The sequence below is a fragment of the Parapedobacter brassicae genome (assembly GCF_051400755.1).
Taxonomy (GTDB): Bacteria; Bacteroidota; Bacteroidia; order Sphingobacteriales; family Sphingobacteriaceae; genus Parapedobacter.
On the sequence record NZ_JBLFFL010000005.1, the window covers coordinates 245,784 to 269,082 of the forward strand.

At 53.8% G+C, this 23,299-nt stretch carries 13 protein-coding genes and 1 pseudogene; 12 read left to right on the plus strand and 2 right to left on the minus strand.

What is annotated here, in order from left to right; all coding sequences use genetic code 11:
- Positions 1 to 12: 12 nt before the first annotated feature.
- From ACMGDE_RS15160 to bglX, 12 genes and pseudogenes are all read left to right on the plus strand, one after another.
- Positions 13 to 1,563, plus strand: coding sequence for a RagB/SusD family nutrient uptake outer membrane protein (locus ACMGDE_RS15160; RefSeq protein ID WP_436833664.1), 1,551 nt, complete (start codon positions 13 to 15; stop codon positions 1,561 to 1,563).
- Positions 1,564 to 1,724: 161 nt separating this feature from the next.
- A pseudogene (locus ACMGDE_RS15165) lies at positions 1,725 to 2,051 on the plus strand (PadR family transcriptional regulator); the annotation flags it as partial.
- Between the two features lie 143 nt (positions 2,052 to 2,194).
- Entirely contained in the window at positions 2,195 to 3,844 is a 1,650-nt protein-coding gene (locus ACMGDE_RS15170) for a PspC domain-containing protein (protein ID WP_436833665.1), read from the plus strand.
- 177 nt (positions 3,845 to 4,021) lie between these two features.
- Positions 4,022 to 6,451 (plus strand): TonB-dependent receptor domain-containing protein, encoded by a 2,430-nt coding sequence (locus tag ACMGDE_RS15175; protein WP_436833666.1) that lies wholly within the window; start codon positions 4,022 to 4,024, stop codon positions 6,449 to 6,451.
- A gap of 303 nt (positions 6,452 to 6,754) precedes the next feature.
- Positions 6,755 to 9,637 (plus strand): triple tyrosine motif-containing protein, encoded by a 2,883-nt coding sequence (locus ACMGDE_RS15180; RefSeq protein WP_436833667.1) that lies wholly within the window; start codon positions 6,755 to 6,757, stop codon positions 9,635 to 9,637.
- Positions 9,638 to 9,975: 338 nt separating this feature from the next.
- Positions 9,976 to 12,996 carry a SusC/RagA family TonB-linked outer membrane protein gene (locus ACMGDE_RS15185; RefSeq protein ID WP_436833668.1) on the plus strand — a complete coding sequence of 1,007 codons (3,021 nt, stop codon included), beginning with the start codon at positions 9,976 to 9,978 and terminating at the stop codon, positions 12,994 to 12,996.
- An 18-nt stretch (positions 12,997 to 13,014) separates the two neighbouring features.
- Positions 13,015 to 14,520 carry a RagB/SusD family nutrient uptake outer membrane protein gene (locus ACMGDE_RS15190; protein ID WP_436833669.1) on the plus strand — a complete coding sequence of 502 codons (1,506 nt, stop codon included), beginning with the start codon at positions 13,015 to 13,017 and terminating at the stop codon, positions 14,518 to 14,520.
- Positions 14,521 to 14,544: 24 nt separating this feature from the next.
- Positions 14,545 to 15,384, plus strand: coding sequence for a LamG domain-containing protein (locus tag ACMGDE_RS15195; protein WP_436833670.1), 840 nt, complete (start codon positions 14,545 to 14,547; stop codon positions 15,382 to 15,384).
- Between the two features lie 17 nt (positions 15,385 to 15,401).
- On the plus strand, positions 15,402 to 17,060 hold the full coding sequence (locus tag ACMGDE_RS15200) for a glucoamylase family protein (RefSeq protein WP_436833671.1): 1,659 nt from the start codon (positions 15,402 to 15,404) through the stop codon (positions 17,058 to 17,060).
- A gap of 22 nt (positions 17,061 to 17,082) precedes the next feature.
- Positions 17,083 to 18,441 carry a glucoamylase family protein gene (locus ACMGDE_RS15205; RefSeq protein WP_436833672.1) on the plus strand — a complete coding sequence of 453 codons (1,359 nt, stop codon included), beginning with the start codon at positions 17,083 to 17,085 and terminating at the stop codon, positions 18,439 to 18,441.
- Complete coding sequence (locus ACMGDE_RS15210) at positions 18,422 to 20,332, plus strand: family 43 glycosylhydrolase (protein ID WP_436833673.1); 1,911 nt, start codon at positions 18,422 to 18,424, stop codon at positions 20,330 to 20,332. Before ACMGDE_RS15205 ends, ACMGDE_RS15210 begins: the two co-directional genes overlap by 20 nt.
- A gap of 62 nt (positions 20,333 to 20,394) precedes the next feature.
- Positions 20,395 to 22,644 carry a beta-glucosidase BglX gene (gene bglX / locus ACMGDE_RS15215; RefSeq protein WP_436833705.1) on the plus strand — a complete coding sequence of 750 codons (2,250 nt, stop codon included), beginning with the start codon at positions 20,395 to 20,397 and terminating at the stop codon, positions 22,642 to 22,644.
- On the opposite strand, the gene ACMGDE_RS15220 is transcribed toward bglX, so the two are convergent.
- Both ACMGDE_RS15220 and ACMGDE_RS15225 read right to left on the minus strand, forming a co-directional pair.
- The gene (locus ACMGDE_RS15220) at positions 22,631 to 22,990 is read right to left on the minus strand and encodes a cupin domain-containing protein (RefSeq protein WP_436833674.1); all 360 of its coding nucleotides are present in this window, start codon (positions 22,988 to 22,990) and stop codon (positions 22,631 to 22,633) included. The two genes, bglX and ACMGDE_RS15220, sit on opposite strands and share 14 nt — an antisense overlap.
- Positions 22,977 to 23,285 carry a GNAT family N-acetyltransferase gene (locus ACMGDE_RS15225; protein WP_436833675.1) on the minus strand — a complete coding sequence of 103 codons (309 nt, stop codon included), beginning with the start codon at positions 23,283 to 23,285 and terminating at the stop codon, positions 22,977 to 22,979. The genes ACMGDE_RS15220 and ACMGDE_RS15225 overlap by 14 nt, the downstream gene beginning before the upstream one ends.
- Between the last annotated feature and the right edge of the window lie 14 nt (positions 23,286 to 23,299).

A 23,299-nucleotide genomic window follows, 5' to 3' on the forward strand; every position in this document is an offset into this window, starting at 1 on the left:
AAACTTGGAATCATGAACACAGTTAAATTATATCGCACCATTTTCTTGGTTATTGCGGCACTATCATTCTCCTGTACCGACTTGGACGAGCAGCTTCGGAGCGAGTTGGAGCAAGGGGGATCAGATGTGAATACCGCAGACTTATTGATCGGTGCCTACTTGGCGCTGAATACACCCTATCAGCAGGAACAGCGATGGGTGTTGGAAGAAATTTCTACCGATGCGGCTATCGCCCCTACCCGTGGTGGCGACTGGGATGACAATGGGATGCACCGGGCCATCCACCTCCACACGTGGAATGCTGATAACGGGTACATGAACAATACCTTCGTCAGTCTGCTGACGGCACAATTCCAGGCCTCCAATGTGTTGCGCAATAATCCAAACCCGCAACAGGCCGCCGAGGCCCGCTTCATCCGGGCACTCAGTATGTATGACGTGTTAGATCTTTGGGGGGTGGTACCTTATCGCGAAGATTTGGAGGATTTTCGGGCAGACCCCGTCACGCTTCAGCCTCAGGAAGCCATCGATTTCATCGCCAGCGAGTTGAACGCCATTATGGGCGATCTGCCAAGCACCGGTGCAGCCTATGTGGCTAACCAAAACGCTGCCAAGACACTGCTAATGAAGCTGTACCTGAACAAGGGTGTATTCCTCAACCGGGAAAATCCGGCGTTTGATGCTGCTGACATGAACCAGGTGATCACCCTGGCAAATGAGATTACGGCCAGCAATCGGTATACCATCTCTGCTCCCGGCAAGTACTTCGATAATTTTGCGCCGAATAATCATGCCGTGTCCACGGAGAACATCTTCACGCTGTATAACGAGAATGGGGTGCGGGGCGGCAACGTCGATCGGACGTGGAACACCGTCGCCCACTATAACATGGTGCCCGGTGGCTGGAACGGCTGGTGTACCCTTTCGGATTACTATGACCGGTATGAGGAAGGCGACGAACGCCTGGGTATTTACTACGATTACCCTGCGGATACGATGAGTAACCCCGATCATAGGCGGAATGTGGGTTTCTTTATCGGCCAGCAATACAACTTGAGTACCGGCCGACCGTTGAACGCACGGAACCCTTCGAGCCAACCATTGGCATTCACACGGGAGGTTAGCATTAGGACATCCGGCACTACGTTGGAAATCGCGGGCATCCGGGTCATGAAATACGCGTTCGATTACAGTGTGCCGTCTGGTCAGCGCAACAATGACTGGGTCGTGTTCCGGTATGCCGATGTGTTGCTCATGAAGGCTGAAGCCATCTTGCGGGGTGGCACGGGTGCGCCGGCGGAGGCGCTGGCCTTGGTCAATACCATCCGTACCAATCGTGGTGCTACACCTCTTGCCACACTCACGTTAGATGAGCTGATCGATGAGCGTGGCCGAGAGTTGTATTGGGAAGGATGGAGAAGACAGGATTTGATCCGCTTTGGTAAGTTCTTGGAACCGGGGTCGGTAAGGGTTACCAGTTCTGAGCCGCATCGATTGGTCTATCCGATACCAAGCCAGCAAATCGCGGTCAACCCTAATCTCGAACAGAACCCGGGCTATTAACCGAATCTCACCGCCTAAAACATCCGAGCCGCTCCATTTTTCAGTGGGGCGGCTTTTCTTTTTCGATTAAGTAAAAATTATTTATCTGATAATCAGCACATTTTGTTTTTATATACTACTATGTATTGCATAGTATAGTCCTAAACATATATCTTTGTATTATGATAGTAGATAATACACAAACCCAAATGAGGAAAGGGATACTGGAATACTGTATCCTTTCAATTATCTCGCAAGGCGAGATATATGCCTCGGACATCATCAGCGAGCTCAAGAAAGCGCGGTTGCTGGTGGTAGAGGGTACTCTATATCCTTTGCTCACGCGCTTGAAAAACAATGACCTATTGAGTTATGCATGGAAAGAATCTACTTCGGGGCCGCCGCGCAAATACTACCAGATCACGCCAGCTGGACAAGAGGTGCTCCGCAAATTGGACACCACCTGGGAGGAATTGGTCTTCGCCGTGCAGACGGCGATGGATGGCCGGGTGAGACAGGAGGCTGGAGACATCAGACAGGAGACAGGTGTAGCAGAACGGAGTCCCGATGAGCAAGGCGATATCGGGAAGGCGTCAGACGAGGGAGAGAAGACATCAGATAATCAATAATAACGATATAAAACCACAAAAACATGAACAGGACTATCATCATTAATATAAACGGCATCGTTTTCCACATTGAGGAGGATGCCTATGAAGTACTCCGCTCGTATATGATCGATGTAAAGAAGCACTTCGGCTATACGACCGACAGCCACGAGATCGTGGGCGATATCGAGAATCGTATTGCCGAGATGTTCAACGAGCGTATCGTACAGGGCAAAAAGGAGGTGATCACCACGCAGGATGTAAACGAGGTGATCGCCCAGATGGGGCGTGTGAGCGACTTTGAGGGCGATGAGGCAGAAGACGCTGCAACGGATGGCGGGGTTTATGACATGCCTCCCGCTAGCGGAGAGCGCCGATTGATGCGCGATCCGGATGACAAGGTGTTTGGCGGCGTGTGTAGCGGCTTGGGGCATTATTTCGGCATGGAAGCACGGTGGATCCGGCTTATCCTCGTGCTGCTGTTTATCTTCGGCGGCACCGGGCTGTTGCTGTACATCATTCTGTGGATCGTGATGCCCCTCGCCCGGACCCGGGCCGATCGCATGGCCATGCGGGGTGAGGCGCCCAATCTGCAGAATTTTAAGCGCAGTTTTCAGGAGGAGATGGAGGGCCTCCGTACAAATTTTACCGGGGCCGAGGAAGGGCTTAGAAGGGGCTTGGACTCGGCCGGCAATTTTTTTGTCAAAGCCTTCGTCGTGTTGGCTAAGGTTATCGGGGTATTGTGTATAGTAGGCCTGTGCGGCGGCCTGATCGCACTGGTTATTAGCATCGTTGCCTCCTTCGGATTTTTCGGCGCCGATGCGGATATGGCCATGTTTCCGCTCAATGTCATTGAGCCGGCGCTCCGCACCCCCATGCTGATCAGTGCACTGGTCGTTGCGGTGATCCCCTTTGTCGCATTGGTGGCGCTCATCATCCGCATCTTGTTCAATAAAAGTGCGATGGGGCAGTATACCGGATTCACCCTGTTGGTGGTGTGGCTCATTGCCGTTGGTTTCACCGCAGTATATGCCACCCGTACGGCGAATGACTTCCGGGAAGAAAGCACGGTGGTAGAGGAGCAGCCGCTGGAGAAACAGGCCGTATACCACCTGTCAAAAAATGACATCACCGTCATCCGCTTGCAGGATGACTCACTGGACCGCGCTTCGCGCATCCGGCACCGGGCCATCACGCGCAATCGCAACATCATGGAGTGGCAAAGCCGCATGCACATGCGTATCGCCAAGGTCGACTCCACGCAGGGCCCCTCGCTCACCTATGAATATTCGGCACGTGGCACCACCTATGAATTGGCGGCCGATCGGGCCGGAAAAATAGCCTATCACTTTCAGCAGCAAGGAGATCAGTTAATATTCGATAGCCACTTCAACATCGCCAGCCAAGATTTGATGCGCGATCAGCAGTTGTACCTCAAGCTGAATATTCCGGTCGGCGCAAGGCTAGTGATCGACAGGGACATGCAACGGCACGTCTGGGATCTGCCGTTCAATCAATGCGAAGAGAACTATAATTATGCCGATGATAACCGTCCGGATAAAACCGAGTGGGTCATGACCGAGTCGGGATTGAAATGTGCCATCGCAGCGCCACCGGTGGAAGAACCCTCGGCGGCGACGATCGATACCCTGCGCGCGGATAGCGCAGTAGTGGATACCATCGTCAACCAGTAGGAGGATAAACACAAAATTAATTGACGAGTCGGTGCAACTTTTTGACAGGTTAGGGCGTCCTATACACAACGCCGATTTGAGCGGGACGAAGCGAAAATAACTAAATATCACATTATCAATTGATTAAAAAGCGATTTGCTTTTTGATACGGGGAGCCTTTGTGCAAAGGAAACAATCATGAACAAACTTATCCATATATGCTTGATGCTTTTAACGGTGGTTTCGGCGCATAGCATCGCGTTAGCCCAGCAGGGTTCCATTACGGGCAAGATCGTCGATGAACAACAAAAACCGTTGGACCTGGCCACGGTCAAATTATTGGCGGCCACCGATTCGGCTTTGGTCAAATCGGTCTTTCCGGATGAGCAGGGCAACTTTACCTTCGCCGGACTGGGGCAAGGGCGGTATGTGGTCACCGCGGTCCTCATGGGCTATGAAGATGCCAGCACGGCCGTAGCCATCACCCAGACCGGCGCCCAAAACTTGGGTACCCTGGTGTTGAAAAAGGCTAATACGGTACTGGCCGAAGTGGCCGTCACTGCGCCCCAGCGTCCGCTGGTCGAGCGTAAGCCGGACATGCTGGTGGTCAATGTCGAAAACTCTACCTTGGCAGCGGGCAACACCGCCATGGATATCTTGGAGCGTTCACCCGGTGTGACGGTTGATAAGGATGACAACATCAGCCTCATGGGCAAGCAGGGCGTCACCGTGATGATCGATGGCAAGCAGACCTACCTATCGGCGGATCAGCTGGCCAATCTCCTCCGCAGCACGGACGGCAACACCATCAAATCCATCGAATTGATCACCAACCCCTCCTCCAAGTATGACGCCTCCGGTACGGCCGGTATGATCAATATTGTCCTGAAGAAAAACCGGATGACCGGTACCAACGGCACGCTGACATTGGGCACCGGGTACGGACGGGGGCACAAGGCCAATACTTCGCTCAACATCAACCATAAGGTAGGTCGCATCAATCTCTTCGGCAACTATAGCTACCTGAACAATGCCGGCTCGCAGGATATCGGCATCATCCGGTCGGTGACCGACAATGCGGGATCTGTGACGCACTTCGACCAGCTGACGGAGTTTAACCGCAAAAACCGGAACCATTCCTACCGGGCCGGATTGGATTACAATACATCCGATCGCAACGTGCTGGGCATACAGCTGAGCGGCTACGCCACAGGCGATGACAATGACAACAATGGCAGTACGCTGATCGGGAGCAGCATGGCCTCGCCCGATTCCACGTTAGCGACACGGTCCATATTCGATGGCCGGTATAGCAGCTTTGCAGTCAACCTGAATAACCAGTTTACCATTGACAGCAACGGGCGCAAATTGGCGGCGGATGTAGACGTTTCCCGCTTTTCTAATGAAAACCAAGCGAATTATGACAATACATTTTACCTGCCGTCGGGCGGCGTCAAGGGCAATCCCCTGCTTTCGCGCAGCGTGATGCCTACCATCATCGATATCCGGGTAGCCAAGGTCGACTATACTCACCCCTTCGGCAAGGATAACAAGGTGGAGGCCGGGGTGAAGTACAGCAACGTGACGGCGGATAACGACATGAAATTCGAAAACCAAATCGACGGTACCTGGCAGAATGATGCCGGGCGGACCAACCATTTTGTCTATGAGGAGCAAGTGGCGGCGGCTTACCTCAATTATAATACCCAATTAGGCAAGTGGGGTATCCAGGCGGGCCTGCGCAGTGAGTATACCCGGTCCGACGGCAACTCGGTGACCTTAGCGAATCGCGTGCAACGGGATTACATCGATTTCTTCCCCAGCATCTTCCTGAATTATAAAATTTCGGACAAGCATCAGACAGGCCTATCGTACAGCAAGCGTATCAACCGGCCTAATTATGGCAATTTGAATCCATTTACGTATTTCCTCGATCAATACACGTATGAGCAGGGCAATCCGTATCTCGGACCCGAATACACACATGCGTTCGAATTTTCGTACACGCTGATGGAAAAATACCACTTGACGGCGGGGTATAGCCGCACCAACGATGTGATTGCAGAGTCTATGCAGCAGGATGATGCCAGCAAAGCCACTTGGGTGACCAACGACAACCTGGCCAAGCAGGATGTCTGGTTTGCCAACTTGAACCTACCCATCAAGCTCGCCAAATGGTGGGATACCAATACCAACCTCAATGGCTTTTACATGGGCTTCGAGGGGCAGTTGGGTCCAGACTACCTCAAGCAGGGGCAGTATGCGCTGCAGGTGCGCAATAATCATACCTTCAACATCACGCCCACGTTCTCGGCAGAGTCATCGGTCAATTATCAGTCACCCTTGGTATACAGCATATACCGCATCAGTACGCAGTGGTCTATCGATGCTGGACTGAGCAAGTCGTTTTACAATAAAAAGGCCAGCTTGAAGCTTTCGGTGAGCGATGTATTCAATACCCGCACCCAGGATGTACGGACCAACTACGCTAATCTGAACGTGGTGGTCAATCAGAAGCGCGAAACAAGGGTTGCGCGGCTTACCTTCACCTACAACTTTGGGAATCTCAAAAATGGCGCCCGCCAGGAGGCCCAGAGTGAGGAAAAAAGCCGTATCAATATGCCTTAGTGTGTTTGGGCATATAAATTTGTGGTTCGCCGTCCCGACGTGAGTCGGGACGGTTTTTTTTGTTTTCTCCTCATTGACGAATAAACTCGACCCTGCTTTTTAATATAATCAAAATACTAAACGTATATGACTAATACTTCATTCATATGTAATAGGTATTTTCCCCTATAAAGTCCCTATAAAAACCCTATAATATACGTTTAATATACCTGTTATTATTGAGACCATTCGCCTATCGGTACCTGGTTATGCCATTTACGAATGAAATCCTTATGTTTGTCTATATCCATTGTGCTGCGAGGTATGTATAAACCGACATTTGCGAGTATCATTACCTGGATGAGCCTGGCCTTCGGCGTAGCTTCTGCGCAGGAAATCCAGCGCATCGGCTCACCCCTGGTGCAGGCATACACCAAATCGGACTACAAGGCGGGCAACCAGAATTGGGCGGTCGCGACCGGCTCAAATGGCATCATGTATGTCGCCAATGCGGATGGGTTGCTGGTTTTCGACGGCCAATATTGGACATTGCATCAGCTGCCCAATAAAAGCACGGTGCGGAGTGTCGCCGTTGACAGTGCCGGTAGGGTGTACACCGGCGGATTGGCCGAATTCGGCTTTTGGGAAGACTCCGGCTATGGGCAGATGCGTTATCAGTCTGTCAGCCGCCTGCTGGACAGCGCCGATCAGGTGCGCGATGAAATATGGAAGATCGTTGTCGATGGTGACCGTGTCATTTTCCAGTCCTTTTCGACCCTGTATATCTACGAAAACAACAGCCTGCGCACCGTCAGGGGAGACGGCCAGCCTTTTCTTTTTTTGCATCAGGTCCGCGGACGCACGTTCATCGAGCTGATCCCTGCCGGTCTCCACGAATTAAGAGGCGATCAGCTGATCCCGATAGCGGATAGGGGGGTATTGGGCGGGGCGAATATCCTCACCATGCTTCCCTTCGGCGACGACGAGATCCTCATCGGTACCGCTCGGTCGGGGTTGTTTCTGATGGACAGCACATCGGCTATACACAAGTGGCATAATGCCGCTGACGGGTTATTGCGGGCGGCCCAGCTCAACAATGGATTACGGGTCTTAAACGGGTACTATGCCTTCGGTACCATCCTCCAGGGTGTGGTGGTCATCGATGAGGGCGGTACCATCGTGCAGCATATCCACAAGGGAAACGGGCTGCAAAACAACACCGTATTGGGCATCCAGGTCGATCTCCAGCAGAATATCTGGGTCGGGCTCGACAATGGTGTCGACCGCATCGAGATTAACGCACCTCTATACTATTATACCGACAACAGCGGGAGCATCGGCACCGTCTATGCCGCGCGTATTTTCGAGGGCAACATCTATTTAGGGACCAACCAGGGATTGTTCTACAGCCCATGGCCGGCAGTGGCCGGATACCGACCCTTCGCCTTCACCTTGGTAGCAGGCTCGCAGGGACAGGTCTGGGACCTGACGGTGGCCGATGGCGAGTTGCTGTGTGGCCACAATGACGGCACCTACAAAGTACAGGGAAACCGGCTGATCGCCTTGTCGCCCGTGACCGGAGGGTGGACACTCCGGCAGCTAGCCAACCAGCCCGATCGCTTGATGCAAGGCACCTATACCGGACTGGCGGTTTTTGACAAGGCCGGCAGCGGATGGCGGTTTTCGCACCGTATCCGCGGATACAGTGACCCCACGCAGTTTATCGAACCGGTGTCGGCGACCACCGTATGGGCCAGCGGCTATAAGGGCCTGCGGTTGCTTACCTTGGATAGTACACTTACCCATACACGGCAGGTGCATAGCTATGACACCGCCAGCGGGCTGCCGAAAAGTAAATTTGTCAACGTATTTTGGTTGTCGGGGAGCCCGGTGTTTGCGACCGATAGTGGGTTTTATCGGCACGATGAGATTACGGACCGATTTTATCCGTATGAGCAGCTGAATGCCCAGCTGGGGTCTTTTGCTTTTTCCAATAAAGTCATCCATGCCGGTTCCGATCGGTATTGGTTTATCAATCGTGCCCGGATCTCGCTGGTGCATTTCGGTCCCCGGGGGGCGGTAACGGTAGACTCCACGCAGTTTGCTACGCTCAATGACCGCATGATGAAATTCTATGAGAGCATCAATCAGGTGAAGGACAAGGTATACCTGATCAGCCTCGACGATGGTTTTGCGATTTACCAGGCAGCCGATTCGGCGAGGATGACTCCCCGCTTGCCTGCGCCGCTTATCCGCAGCGTGAATAACATTACCGATAGCCTTTCAGGCAAATGGTACGCCACCGCTACCCATCCCGAGATCCCCTATCGGCACCATAATATCCGCGTATCCTACGCCCTGCCCTGGTACAGTGCTGTCCCCCTGCGGTACCAGTTTTACCTGGAGGGATATTCCCGCACCTGGTCCGAATGGAGCGAAGCGGCGCAAAAAGAATTTACCAACCTGCGCGCGGGCGATTATCGCTTCAAGGTACGTGCCATGACCGCCGATGGGACCATCTCCGGCATCGCCGATTTCCGGTTTACCATCCTGCCGCCGTGGTACCTATCGTGGGTGGCCTTTGCAATCTACGCCATCGCACTGGTGCTCCTGTTCTTTGCGGGCCGTAGTTGGTACCGGCGCAAAATCCGAAAGCACCGTCGGCTGGTGCAGGAAAAAATGACTGCACAACAACAGGAACTCCTACGCAAGGAGGCCGAAGAAAGCGAGCAACGGCTGATCAAATTCAAGAATGCGCAGCTCGAACAGGAGCTGTCCAGCAAAAACCGTGAATTAGCCAATTCGGCCATGAGCATCGTTTACAAAAATGAGCTGCTCAACAATGTGCATGACGAGCTCCTGCAGCTTCGTGATGGCGAAGGCCGCAAGCTATCCAACGAACAGCTGCGCAAGATCAATAAGATCATTGAAGATGCGCGCAGCGATGAGCGCGACTGGAATATCTTCGAACGGAGTTTTAACGAAGCGCATGAAAACTTCTTCAAGAAGCTCAAAGCAGATTACCCCGAGCTGGTGCCCAATGACCTGAAACTATGCGCCTACCTGCGGATGAATATGAGCAGCAAGGAGATCGCATCCCTGCTCAACATCACCACTCGAGGTGTCGAAATCCGCCGATACCGTTTGCGCAAGAAACTCAATTTGCCCCACGAAAAAAACCTGGCGGAGTTCCTGCTCGAGGGTTGATCAAGGGCTACACATCCTCAATTTTACTACATCATTACCTCTCATCCCAAACAGTGTATCAAATACACCCTTTTGATTTTTTTGTAGAGTTGCTTCTGTTTTTTAATATGCTGTGTATCAGTATGATATTTGTAATGTGACCGGTATGTTGAGCAATTGAATTGACAGCGATGTAGCGATGTAGAGGGGTAATATTGCCGGTTTTAACCAAATACGTCACACCTTTGCAAAACATAGGGAACCCTTGACGGGTTTTATGTTAACCAATTAGTGCCCGCAATTGCGGGCAACGGAATAACACACAATTATTATAAAACCAAACTAAATTGAGGAACAACATGAGGAATTTATTTACATGCTGCTTAACGTTGCTGTGCATGTGGTCTGTATCCGCATATGGGCAGCAGGTGCGGATAAGCGGGAAAGTGACCGACGCACTGACGTCCGCGGGAATACCGGGAGTCACGGTCATGGTAAAGGGTACCACCTCCGCCACTCAGACAGACGCGACGGGAAACTATTCAATAGAAGCAGCCGGTACAGACACCCTGGTTTTCCGTTCCCTCGGCTTTGCCGCGCAGGAGGTTGCCATCGCCAGCCGGACCATGGTCGATGTGGTATTGGAGGATGAAGGTACGGAATTGGACGAGGTGGTGGTCATCGGGTACGGTACTGCGCAGAAGCGGGATCTGACCGGATCGATCGCTCGGGTAAGTGGCGCGGACATTGCTGATAAACCTAGCACGAATCCCATTGCTTCCATTCAAGGTAAGGTGGCCGGTGTACAGGTGGTCAACTCTGGCCGCCCCGGCGCCGAGCCGGATGTCCGTATTCGTGGCACCAACTCCATCAATGCGATCAAACCGCTTTATGTGGTGGATGGAATCTTGAATGACAATATCAATTTCCTCAACCCGGCCGACATCGAGTCGATGGAAATCCTGAAAGACCCCTCCTCATTGGCCATCTTCGGTGTACGGGGGGCCAATGGGGTGATCATTGTCAGCACCAAACAGGCCAAAGCCGGGCAGCTAAACTTCAATTTCAATTCCACTGTAGGCGTTAAACGTGTCCAGGATCGCATGGCCCTGACCGATGCCGATGAATTCAAAATGCTGTATGATGAGCAATTGACCAACCAGGGCGCAGCACCTTACAACTACGCCCTTTGGCAGGCCAATACCGATTGGCAGGATGAGATCTTCCAGCAGGGGATACTTAACTACAACAACCTCAGTGTGAGTGGAGCGACCGAAAAGAATAAATTCTACATGGGGTTGGGATACAACATCGATCAGGGTATCATTAAAAACGAGCAGCTGGATAAAATCCAGCTCACGTTGAATGACCAATTGAGCATTACTGATAACCTGCGTTTCGGTATCAATTTCAGCGGATACCGGTCGGAGTTGCCACGGGATGATGCGTTTTACAATCCCATCGTCGGGAGTGCCGTACGGGCAGCGCCCATCGCACCGACATATAATGACGAATACGGCTTATTCCATACGCTGCCTAATTTCCAACGGGCGCAGATCCGTAACCCGTTGATCAGTGTAATGGATCTCAGCGATACCTCCATCCCGCGGGAATACCGTGCCGTAGGTAATGTGTTTGGCGAAGTGGATTTCTTAAAGAATTTTACGTTTAAGACCGCGTTCTTATTTGACTACGGATTTAACCATGGCCGGACGTATGACCCCCTTATTAGTGAGTACAATCCGGATATCGAAGGTGATGACAAAACCGAGTACCGCGAACAGGTGACCGCGGTTTCGCAATACCAGAATATCTTTACCAAAGTGCAGACAGACTGGCTGCTCACTTACAAAAACAGTTTCGGCGACCATCACCTCACAGCTACGGCTGGGTGGACATCGTATTTTAACTCGTATGAAGCAACGAACGCACGCCGCACGCAAGGCACCGGAGACCCGATACCGAATGACCCCCGGTTTTGGTATGTGAATATCGGCTCCGCGGCGGCGAATACGCAAACCGCGGGTGGTTCGGCCTGGGAGCGTGCCACGCTTTCTTTCTTAGCGCGGGCGCTCTATAATTACAAGGGCAAATACTTGTTGAATGCCTCCTACCGCCGCGATGGTACATCTGGATTCTATAAATATGGCAATCAGTGGCAGGACTTCGGGGCGGTGGGTGCCGCATGGGTATTGTCTGAAGAGAATTTCATGCAGGACCAAACGCTCATCAATAACCTGAAATTGAAAGGATCATGGGGCCTGTTGGGTAATCAGAATACGGGCGACAACCAATACCCGCTGTATCCCCTGCTGATTGCGAGTAATTCGGCGGTTTTCGGTGAGGAAGTATATCCTGCATATGAGCCGGAATACATTCCGGACCGGAATCTGCATTGGGAAGTGGTGCATGCATGGGAAGGAGGGTTTGAGTTAAATGCCTTTGAGAACCGGCTGGCGCTCGAGGCCGTATACTACGCGAAGCGAACCAAAGATATCATCGTTACCCGTCCGGGAACGCTAGGCGTCAGGCCTGGGCTCACCAATGCCGGGGAGGTTACGAACAACGGTATCGAACTTTCCACGTCATGGAACCAACAGGTGAATGACGATTTCTCGTTCAACATCGGCGGAAATTTCACCTCCATGAATAATAAAGTACAGTTCTTGGTGGAGGAAGGCTATGATATCTTTACGGGGATATCCCGTACCACGGTAGGTTATCCCATTGGATACTTTTATGGGTACGAATCCGAAGGCATTTACCAGACCCAGGAAGAAATTAGGCTATCTCCGACGAATACGCTCAATGAAGTTCAGCCCGGTGATATCAAATACCGCGATGTAGACGGCAATAATCAGATCGACCAGAATGACCGCACGCTGATCGGCAACCCGACTCCTGATTTCACCTATGGCATATCCTTGGGGTTGAGTTACAAAGGGTTTGACTTTTCCACTGATTTTATGGGCGTGTATGGCAATGAAATTTTCCGTGATTGGAACCGCGGAACATTCGCGCAATTCAACTACCAAGAAGAGCGGCTGGACCGCTGGAATGGCGTGGGCACTTCCAATTGGGAGCCTATTCTGAATCCGAGCAGATCGAATAATACGTTGGTTTCCAGTTACTGGATCGAAGACGGTAGTTTCTTCCGCTTACGGAATGTACAGTTGGGCTACAACTTCAATACGCAACTGCTGCAAAGCTGGCGCATGAAAGCCTTAAGGGTATTTGTGAATGCACAAAACCCCTTTACCTTACGGAACAGTACGGGGTATACGCCTGAAATAGGCGGCAGTGCTACTGCTTTTGGTATCGACGGGGGCACCTATCCCGTGCCGGCCATCTATACCTTCGGTATAAACCTGAATTTCTAACCTTATTGATAAAAGAAGATGAACAAGATAACGATATCAAGAACATACCTGCTTCTGAGCTTGGTTATTTGCCTGGCTGCAAGTGGTTGTAAAAGCGATTGGTTGGACAGGAGGCCTCAAGGGCAGTACACGGAGGAAGACATTCCTGCCGGGTCATTGGTCGGATTGATGAATGCCGCTTATGGCGGATTGCGGCATGGTGGGATAAGCGGCCTTCCTTATATCGCCGTGCACAACATCCGTTCGGATGATGCCATCAAAGGAAGCTCTGTGACCGATGGGGCCGATGCAGAAGTTTATTTCGATAACTTCCAGTACACCACTAATTTTTGGCTGCTAAACGACTACTGGACGGGGCAATACAGCCTGATTAATTTGGCGAATAACGTCATCCATGCGGCAGATTCCACGGGTGAAAGCACTCCTGAAGGGTTAGCTTATGTTGGCGAGGCCAAGTTTCTGAGGGCTTTTGCCTACTTCAATCTCGTCAGGACGTTTGGCGAGGTGCCGCTTATTGATTTTAAAGTGGTGGATGCCAGCGATGCGATCCTTCCTAAATCGACGGTTGACGAAATATACGAACTGATTGACAGCGATCTGCTGGAAGCGACTGCCGCACTGCCTGCCGAAAAGGATTGGGGCGGTCAATTTCCGGGCCGGATTTCGCAATGGACGGCATTTGCCCTGCAAGCCAAAACGTTTTTGGCGAGAAGCCAATGGGGCAATGCGCTAGCCGCGGCGGAGATGGTGATCAGCTCGGGCCAATATGACCTGAGCGTACCGTACGACCGCATATTCACCGAAGCCGAGGAGAACAGCAAGGAATCCCTATTTGAGGTACAGGCCATTTATAACCAAGGCCAAACCGAGTTGGGTCTTTCGTATGCCAATGTACAGGGTGTCCGCGGTGCGGGCGACTGGGATTTGGGCTGGGGTTGGAATGTACCCAATGAACGGTTGGAAAACGCATTTGAAGCGGGTGATCCCCGTAAGGATGCGACCTTATTGTATACCGGCCAAACCAATGCCCCCTACGGAGAGACGTTGCCCCAGGGACTGGACCAGCCTTATTGGAACAAGAAAATATATACCAACCCAGCAATCCGGCGTAGTACGGGAAGCCGCTTTGGGCAGTGGCTCAATATGCGGGTGATCCGCTATGCCGATGTGGTGCTCATGGCAGCGGAGGCAGCTAATGAGGTCGGGGGAGATGCCAATATAGACAAAGCGCTGGATTACCTCGAACAGGTGAGAGCACGGGCGAGAGGCGGTAACAGCGCCGTACTGCCGGCGGTCACCACCCGTGACCAGGCGCGATTGCGCGCGGCCATACGCCATGAACGGCAAGTGGAATTGGGTATGGAAAACGAGCGCTTCTTTGATTTGGTACGATGGGGTATCGATGTGCAGACCATGCACGATGCCGGAAAAACCGGTTACCAACCCCGCAACCGTTTTCTGCCGATACCCCAACAGGAAATCGATCGTTCGGGTGGTGTATTGATACAAAACCCCAATTATTAATCAGTCATGAAAAAAGAGAATAGGATGAAAAGGATTGTATATATAGCCATGGCAGGTATGGGTTTTGCCGCCGTGGTAGTGGTTTCGAGTTTAAGCTCCTGCCAGAAGATGGATCGGCCGCCAATGAATATCATTCCTGATGATACGGCCAGGATCAACGGTCCGCTACAGTTTTACGCCCCCTTTGAAGACTTGCCGGATGATAGCGCACAGTACCAGGTGGGTACGGCGACCGATGTTACGTATGTTGACGGGATCAACGGTAAGGCATACAAAGGGGCCGCCAACGCGCAAATTCAATATCCTTCTGCCGTAAGGATGGCACAGATGACCAGCTTTACCGTGTCGTTTTGGATGAATACTGAAAAGCACGACGGTGGTGCTCAAGCGATATTCATGCTGCCTAATACGGAGGATTTCTGGGGTAATTTATTTGCCATGGTCGAAGGCAATAATAATCCGGACGACGATACCATGCTGCTGAAATTCCATTTCGCCGGAAACTGGGTCGAATTTACCGGGAATAATGGTCTTGATCGGCTTCCGGGCATGTATGGCCAGTGGCGTCATTTGGCTTTCACCTATGATGAAAACACCTCAAAATTTGCAGTTTATTTGGATGGTGAACCCCTGCCGCTGCCTGCCGCGGTGACTGACCGTGTTAAAGACGGAGCGCCCTTGGGTCCGTTGGCTTTTAGCAATGTGTCCCGTTTTGTCATCGGCGGCTTCCAGCAGCACATCGGCATCCGAACACCGGCAGACGCTTGGATGTTGCATTATACGGGTATGCTTGACCAATTTCGGGTTCATACCCGTGCGCTAAGTGCGGCAGAGATCAACGAACTGTTTACCACGAAGCAATAAAATTGATTGGAGACACCATGATGTTGGTAGCAGGTCGTGCTATACTTTTATGGATGATCATCGGGGTCGGCGTTTGCTCCTCTTGTAAAAAAGACACAGCGCGGGGGGAGCAAGCCCCCCTCCGTTTAGACGGGGTAACTGTCAATGAGGTGGTTTCCGGATTCGAGTATACAGATGTCGGGACATTCCCCGTCATCCGGTTGAAATTTTCTGCGGCTATTGACCGTTCTACCGCCGATCAAGGAATAATGCTTTTGAAAAATGGTGTCACAGCGCCAATCCCTATCGCACTTCATTTCCAAGATGGGGATAGGGCCATTGAGATCACTCCCGAAGAAAAGCTTTCCGCATTCAGCAACTACAGCCTGCAATTAAAGGAAACGCTTTCGGCCGTTGGGGGAGCTGCATTGCAAACTCCCGTTTCCGTGATCTTGAGCACGGCCATCGACAGTACGGATAAATTCGATCGCATCGGCGATGAGGAATTGCTCACGTTAGTACAGCGGCAGACCTTTCGCTATTTCTGGGATTTTGGGCACCCCGTCAGCGGCATGGCCCGCGAGCGCAATACGTCCGGTGATGTGGTGACGAGCGGTGGCACCGGTTTCGGCATCATGGCCATCGTGGTCGGCATCGAACGTGGGTTTATCACCCGGCAAGAGGGGCATGACCGTGTCCGTCAGATCGTGGATTTTCTCCAGGCGGCCGACCGGTATCACGGGGCCTTCCCGCATTGGCTCAATGGGAATACCGGAGCGGTGCAGCCGTTCAGCGCCAAGGATGATGGCGCGGATTTGCTGGAGACCTCCCTGCTGATGCAAGGATTGCTGACCGCACGGGCATATTTTGACGCTGGTGGCGAGCAGTCACTGCGCGACGATATTACCGCACTTTACGAGGCGGTAGATTGGGATTTTTTTCGGAACGGACAGCAACAGCTGTATTGGCATTGGAGTCCCAACGTTGCGTGGGAGATGGACCTGCCGATTACCGGATGGAATGAAGGGCTGATTGCCTACGTGCTGGCGGCCGGTTCGCCTACCCACGGCATCACCAAGGAAACGTATGACATGGGTTGGGCGCGCAGCGGCGCCATGCGCAACGGCAATAGCTACCATGGCACATCCCTTCCGCTCGGACCAGACGGGGGCGGTCCGCTTTTCTTCGCGCACTATTCATTCCTCGGCATCAGTCCGTTTGGTTTGGCAGATGGGTATGCCAATTATGAAGCGCAGGTAAAAGCACATACGGCGATTAACCGGGCGCACTGTGTGGCCAATCCCGGCGGATTTTACGGATATAGTGCGGACTGCTGGGGGCTTACCGCCAGCGATGACATCAGCGGATACCTGGCCCACTCCCCAACGAACGATAATGGGGTGATTTCGCCTACTGCGGCCTTGTCATCTTTTCCATACATGCCTGATGCGGCCTTGCAGGCACTTCACTTTTTCTATTACAAGCTCGGCGACCGGCTTTGGGGCGAGTATGGCTTTAAAGATGCTTTTTCATTGGAACAGGCTTGGTTTGCCGATTCCTACTTAGCCATCGATCAGGGGCCGATCATCATCATGATCGAAAATCACCGCACCGGATTGCTTTGGGAGTTGTTTATGAGCGCTCCCGAGGTCAGGTCCGGATTGCACAAACTGGGATTTAGCAGTCCGAATCGATAACACGAAAACATCCAATCATAATATGAAGATCATTGCGAATAGCCTTTTAGTACTAGCCATCACCGGGTTGATCAATTGCGCTGGTCCGTCCCCGCGGCGGGAAGCCGATCGCGCATCGAAATCGCCCTTGTCCGACGATTCGCTGCTTACGCTGGTGCAACGGCAGACCTTCCAGTATTTCTGGGAAGGTGCTGAGCCCGTATCGGGCCTCGCGCGCGAGCGCATCCACCTCGATGGCGAATACCCGCAAAACGATCAGGAGGTGGTCACCATCGGCGGCAGTGGTTTTGGGCTCATGGCGCTGTTGGTGGGCATCGAACGGCAGTTCATCACGCGGGAGGCCGGTGTGGAGCGGTTTGAGCGGGTCATCGGCTACCTCGAAAAGGCCGACCGCTTTCACGGTGCCTGGCCGCACTGGATCGAAGGGCCCACGGGCAAAACCAAGCCCTTCAGCAAAAATGACAACGGGGGCGATCTGGTGGAGACCGCCTTCATGGCGCAGGCGTTGATCTGCGTACGGGAATATTTCCAGGGGGGCAATGAACTTGAAAAGCAATTGGCTGCACGCGCCGATGCCCTCTGGAAAGGTGTTGAATGGGACTGGTACCGCCAAGGCGGGCAAAACGTGCTCTACTGGCATTGGAGTCCCACAGCCGGCTGGGCTGCCAACCATCCCATACGGGGGTATGATGAGTGCCTTATCGCGTATGTGCTGGCGGCATCGTCGCCCACCCATGGGGTACCCGCCGAGGTATATCACCAAGGGTGGGCGCGGGGAGGAGCCATTAAGTCGGCCGCCGAGCGCTATGGCCATCCGATCGTGCTGAAACACAATGTGGCCGATAGCAATGGCGTCGGACCGCTATTTTGGTCGCATTATTCGTACCTGGGCCTCAATCCGCATGGGCTGAAAGACCGGTATGGAGACTATTGGCAGCTTAACAGGAGCCATGCGCTCATCCATCGCGACTATTGCATCGAGAATCCGAAGGCGTTCAAAGGCTACGGCGCCCAGGCTTGGGGCCTCACGGCAAGTTACTCGGTCAAGGGGTATGCTGCGCACAATCCCGATGATGACCTGGGCGTCATTTCTCCCACGGCGGCCTTGTCTTCATTTCCCTATACGCCAGCGTACAGTATGGAGGTCATCCGTTACCTGTATGAGCACTTGGGCGATCGGGTGTGGGGCAAGTACGGCTTCTATGATGCCTACAGCGAGACGGCCAATTGGTTTCCGCAGCGCTACCTGGCCATCGATCAGGGGCCGATCGTGGGCATGATCGAAAACCACCGGAGCGGCCTGCTCTGGAAGCTGTTTATGGGCGCGCCGGAGATCAAGGCGGGGTTGAAAAAACTAGGGTTTGATAGCCCGGATTTGTGATGGGTGGTCGGTGATCGGTGGTCGGTGGTGGGTGATGGGTGATCGGTGGTGGGTGGTCGGTGATGGGTGTTTTGTGATGAAAATTAGTACGCTTATGAAAGATGGTTGGAAATATGATTGGCTATTGATCGTCGGGGGGATGCTATTGTGCATTGGGGCGGTGGCTCAGTCGGGGGGGCAGCCGCGCGTTGCATCCGGCGCTCCCCGCACCTACTGCAATCCGCTCAACATCGACTATGGTTATACGCCCATCCCCAATTTTTCGGAGTGGGGGCGGCACCGTGCCACGGCCGACCCGGTCATTGTCAATTACAAAGGCGACTTCTACCTTTTCAGCACTAACCAGTGGGGTTACTGGTGGAGCAGCGACCTGTCTAAGTGGACGTTTGTATCCAAGAAATTCCTGCGCCCCTGGAATGGCGATGTGTATGATGAGCTGTGTGCCCCGGCCGTGGGCATCGTGGGGGATACGATGCTGGTGTTCGGCTCTACCTATACCGATAAGTTTACGCTGTGGATGAGTACTGATCCCAAGGCCAATGAATGGCAGCCCCTGATTGATTCGTTTTCCATCGGCGGTTGGGATCCCGATTTTTTTACCGATGATGACGGGCGCTTCTACATGTATAACGGCAGCAGCAACCGGTATCCGCTCTACGGTATTGAGCTCGATAGGCAGACGTTCCAGCCCATTGGCACCCGCAAGGAGGTCTATTTCCTGGAGGGCTGGCGCTATGGCTGGCAGCGCTTCGGCGAGTATATGGATAATACCTTCCTCGATGCCTTCATTGAGGGGGCGCACATGACCAAGCACAAGGGCAAGTATTACCTGCAATATGCCGCACCCGGCACCGAGTTCAGCGGTTATGCCGATGGGGTGGCGGTGGGCGACAGTCCCTTGGGACCGTTTACCACGCAGTCCGATCCACTCAGTTATAAACCGGGGGGCTTTGCCCGCGGGGCAGGGCATGGGGCTACGTTTCAGGATAATGACGGCAATTATTGGCATGTGGCTACGGTAGTCTTGGGTGTCAAGAACAATTTTGAGCGGCGGCTGGGCCTATGGCCGGCCGGATTTGACCCCGATGGCATGATGTACGCCAATACCGCCTTCGGCGACTACCCGCATTACCTGCCCGATGGCCCTGCCGATCATCGGCAAAGCCGGTTTACCGGCTGGATGCTGCTCAACTACAATAAGCCTGTACAGGTGTCATCTACCCTCGGCGCGGCCTATCCGCCAAACCACGCAGTGGATGAACGCATGAATACCTACTGGAGTGCGGCCACGGGCGATCGGGGCGAGTGGATACAGAGTGATCTGGGTGCGGTCAGCACCGTGCATGCCGTGCAGATCAACTATGCCGACCAGGATGCTGATAGTGCTTTTCTGGGCAAGATGCAAGGCATTTATCACCAATACATCCTGTCCTACTCCGAAGACGGCAAGCGCTGGCGGGTGCTGGCCGATAAAAGCCAAAACGATACCGATGTCCCGCACGACTATGTCGAGCTGGAAAAACCCGTACAGGCCCGGTACATCCGGCTGGAAAACATGCACATGCCTACCGGCAAGTTTGCCATCAGCGGCCTCCGCGTGTTCGGCAAGGGCAAGGGCAGCAAGCCCGATCCGGTCCAGGATTTCATCATCATGCGCACCGAAAAAGACAAGCGCAGCGCATGGCTCAAATGGAGTCCCGTGGACGATGCTTACGCATATAATATTTATACCGGACTGGCGCCGGACAAGCTGTACAACTGCATCATGGTGCACAGTGCCAATGAATATTATGATAAGGCGATGGACAGCCAGAAACCCTATTATTTTGCCATCGAGGCCATTAACGAGCAGGGGGTGTCCGAGCGGAGTGAAGTAAAACGTGTTGACTGAAAACTAAACAAATGAACACATATACCCAGCGGCTGATTTTTGTTTACCTCGTATTCCTGTGCATGGGCGCAGGTACGGGTCCCGCGCACGCCCAAGGAGGGACAGCAGATATGGATCGTTTTATCAGCGAACTGATGGGCCGCATGACCATCGAGGAGAAGATCGGGCAGCTCAACCTCGTCACCGCAGGCGAGGCCACTACCGGATCGGCGGTCAGCACCGATGTGGAGTCCAAGATCAAAGCTGGCCAGATCGGCGGCATCTTCAGCATGACCACCCCGCAGCGCATCCGCGCGGCGCAGGAGCTGGCCGTCAATCAGTCGCGGCTCAAGATTCCGATCATTTTCGGCATGGACGTCATCCACGGCTACAAGACCATCTTTCCCATTCCCTTGGGGCTTGCCGCCTCGTGGGACATGGACCTGATTGAAGAGACCGCGCGTATCGCAGCCGTCGAAGCATCAGCAGACGGGCTCAACTGGACGTTCTCGCCCATGGTCGATATCTCGCGTGATCCCCGTTGGGGCCGGATATCCGAGGGCAGCGGCGAAGACACCTACCTCGGTTCGCGTATTGCAGGGGCCATGGTGCGCGGCTATCAGGGGGATGACCTGGCGGCCGACAATACGCTGATGGCGTGCGTCAAGCACTTCGCGCTCTATGGCGCGGCCGAGGCGGGGCGTGATTACAACACCACCGACATGAGCCTCCACCGCATGTATAACGAATACCTGCCGCCATACAAGGCGGCTATCGATGCCGGTGCAGGCAGCGTGATGACGTCTTTCAACGACATCAATGGCGTACCCGCCACGGCCAACAGGTGGCTGATGACCGACGTGCTGCGCCAGCAATGGGGGTTTAAGGGGTTCGTGGTGACCGACTATACGGCGGTCAACGAACTCATTGATCACGGCCTGGGCGATCTGCAGGAGGTGTCCGCACGGTCGCTCAAGGCCGGCGTGGAGATGGACATGGTGGGCGAGGGGTTCCTCACCACCCTGAAGAAATCGCTCGAAGAGGGCAGGGTGAGCGAAGCGGACATCGACCGTGCCTGCCGCCTCGTGCTGGAGGCCAAATACAAGCTGGGCCTGTTTGAAGATCCCTTCAGGTATTGTAGCGAGGTGCGGGCAAAGCAAGCCCTGCTCAATCCCGCGCACCTGGCTAAGGCACGCGAGGCCGCGGGCAAGTCGTTTGTGCTGCTGAAAAACGAAGGGCAGGTGCTGCCCTTGAAGAAACAAGGTACCGTAGCCCTCATCGGCCCGCTCGCCAACACCGGCGCCAACATGCCCGGCACGTGGAGTGTCAGCGCCGACCTGGCCAATACGCCGTCCTTATTGGAAGGCATGCGGGCGGCCCTGGGCGATCGGGTCAAGCTCATCCATCACCAGGGATCCAATCTGGTGAATGATACCGCTTATCAGGAGCGCGCCACCCTATTCGGACGTACCATCCCGCGCGATGTGCGCCCCGAGGCCGCTACCCTGGCCGAAGCCGTCGCCACGGCCCAGCAGGCCGACGTGATCGTCGCCGCATTGGGCGAAAGCTCCGAGATGAGCGGCGAAAGTTCCAGCCGCACCGACATCGGCATTCCCGCCGTGCAGCAGCGGCTGCTGGCCGTACTGCTCAAGACCGGCAAGCCGGTAGTGCTGGTGCTCTTTACCGGTCGGCCGCTCACGCTCAGCTGGGAAAATGAACATGTGCCGGCCATCCTCAACGCCTGGTTCGGCGGCACGGAAACCGGCAAGGCCGTGGCCGATGTGCTCTTTGGCGATGTCAACCCTTCTGGCAAGCTGCCCGCCACCTTTCCGCAGCACGTCGGGCAGGTGCCCCTCTACTACAGCCATAAAAATACCGGGCGACCCCTGGCCGAGGGGCAGTGGTTTCAAAAATTCCGCTCTAACTATCTCGACGTCAGTAATGAACCGCTCTACCCCTTCGGGTACGGACTCAGCTATACCACCTTTGGCTACGGGGAGGTAGCGCTCAGCGCAGACACCCTCCCGCGCGGCGGCAAGTTGCAGGTGCGCGTGCAGGTGACCAATACCGGCGATTACGCTGGCGAAGAGGTCGTGCAGCTCTACCTGCGCGATCTGGTCGGGTCGGTTACCCGGCCTGTCAAGGAATTAAAAGGCTTCCAGAAAATCCGGCTCGCGCCGGGGGCATCGCAAGAGGTGGTCTTCGAGCTTAGCGAAGAAGACCTCAAATTCTACAATGCCGAACTGGACTATGTAGCCGAGCCCGGCGAGTTCGCCGTTTTCGTGGGTACTAACTCCCGTGATGTGCAAGAAAAGCGGTTTACGCTAAAGTAATGAATATGGATGACCTCGTCAGGGGCGCGAGGTTGCGGGTACGGTGGCCCTTTCCGGTTGTGTCTTCCACCAGGAGCACCTCCCCCGGGTGGAATTGGCGCTTTTCGCCTGCCGACGTCTCGATTTCTACGCCCACATCCAGCAACACGATAAACTGCTGCTGCGGCGCGTTATGAAAGGCATAGTCGTAGTCGGGCCGTACCCGGCGGAAGATGATCTCTTTCACCGGATACCGTTCAGAGAGGTAGCCGATCGGTCCGGCATCGGTGAGCGGGTAGGCCACTGTCTCAAAGCGGCTGTCGCCATGTTCATCCGAATAGACCCGCGTCAGCTCAAATGTTTCCATCATCTGTCGTTTTTTCCAGTAGGCGGGCCCACTCGGGGTGCCGCTTCAGATACGCCTGCACATACGGACACAGGGGCACCAGCACCTCGCCGTTTTGCTCCATATCCGTGAGCACTTTGCTCACCAGGGCAGCAGCGATGCCGCGGCCTTCCAGCGCCTTGGGCACTTCCGTATGGATGAGGTACACGCGTCTGCTCACCTGCTTGTAGTCGATAAACGCGAGCTGTCCATCTACCTCCAGCTGGTATTGCCGCTGGGCCTCATTTTTGACGATTGGCAAATCCTGTAGTTCCATACCGGTAAATATAG